This is a genomic window from Limnohabitans sp. (assembly GCF_040400975.1).
Lineage (GTDB): Bacteria > Pseudomonadota > Gammaproteobacteria > Burkholderiales > Burkholderiaceae_C > Limnohabitans_A.
On sequence record NZ_JBBAPF010000106.1, the window covers coordinates 1 to 1,500 of the forward strand.

Genomic DNA, 1,500 nt, shown 5'->3' on the forward strand with positions numbered 1-1,500 from the left:
CGAATGCGACGACCGGCTGCCGAATGCGACGACCGGCTGCCGAATGCGACGACCGACGGCCGAATGCGACGACCGGCTGCCGCGAATGCGACGATCAGCTGCTGAATGCGACGATCATCTGCTGAATAGTGATTTCAACAATCATGTCAGCCGCCATCCCAAAGACGATTCAGTGCACGGAAAATCGGGGCTCTGACTGGTCGGCTTCGAATCCGACCGATGAGGAGGGGATGATGATGAATTGTGGTTGACTGATACCTTGAAGGCTGAGGACAAACACAAGCCTGTTGACGGCAGCACTGAATGTGATACTTCACTGATCGGTCGTCGAAAGTAAGGGAACATTGATCGCCTGATGCAAAGCCTTAGGACAGCGAACGCGGCCGTTCATTGATGCGCATGCATGATTTATCAGCATGGACACACCAAGCGATCACTGATCGCATCAGTGTGATTGCCCGGACCCAACTTATTTGCGATCACTGATCGCATCCTGTTTTGGCATGGGTTCGCACGTCTGGCGGGCGCCTCATGATTGAGGCTGAAGTAGGCCTGCTGATGCCCGTCCATGCCTGCTCAGAGCAAGCGCACTTGCCGCCTCAGCCGTTCCACCCGACGAAGACGACGCAGGCTGGCGCGAGCCGGCCAGTGGCGCAGGCTTGGTGCCTGGAGGCGGTGTCGTCGGCATCGTGATCACCTGTGGCCCCTGGGACTTGGGTGTTGTCAAGGGGGGGCCCGTCTGCGACGAAGGCATCGCCTCCGGCTGCTGACGATTGCCAGCCAGCCCCTTCTCGTACGCGATCAAACTGGCAGGCTTCGGCGGGGCATCAGCAGAGCTCACGAGATTAATGCTCTTCACGAAGTCCTTGAGGTTCTTCATCAGCAGGTTCTTGTGCGCAGCATTCCGGATGATCGCAACTCCAAACTTTTGCTTCACCAAAACAGCCTTCAGCATCTCGCCCATGCCTGGGTGGATCAACACCATGATGTCTGATTGAAAGGTGTCCAGGAGCTCCTTGCCAAGGCTCATGTCGTACTCATGCGGGAAGGCCACCAGGTCATCCTTGATCCCAACCTCATCGAGCGTACTTTGACTGTCGATGTAGTCAGAGTCATCCGCCTGGGCCTTTTCGTTGAGCACAGGAAAGAGTTTGTTGTACTCGTCGCTGCTGCACTTCACCAGCTTCGCGAAATGAATCAACGCCACTTCCCATCGGTTGAAGAAGTTGTCACCGCCCAGATTGGCCATGTTCATCTTGGTGTAGGGGCCTTTCTTCTGCCTCGTGAACATGATGTTGTTCTGATAGCTGCCCTGGAAAGCGACTCGAGATTTTGTCCGGGCCAGAAGATCACCATGGCGCACCTCAATCACGCCAATCTTTGGCGGTTGCAGCGTCGGGGCCATTTTAGCCATCTTGGCGTCGGTGGTCTGGGCGTTCTTGTTCACAGGCGAATTTGCAGGGGCTCTTGGCATGATCACAACGATGGTATCATCAGAGG

The 1,500-nt window shown here is 55.9% G+C and carries 2 protein-coding genes; one reads left to right on the forward strand and one right to left on the reverse strand.

Going from position 1 to position 1,500, the window contains the following annotated elements:
• The coding region (locus tag ABWQ00_RS16025; protein ID WP_353239655.1) for a hypothetical protein at window positions 1-196 on the forward strand (196 nt) is incomplete at its 5' end.
• A 333-nt stretch (window positions 197-529) separates the two neighbouring features.
• Here ABWQ00_RS16025 and ABWQ00_RS16030 read toward each other — a convergent pair.
• Window positions 530-1,500, reverse strand: a 971-nt coding sequence (locus ABWQ00_RS16030) for a hypothetical protein (protein ID WP_353239656.1), incomplete at its 5' end; no start/stop codon positions are given.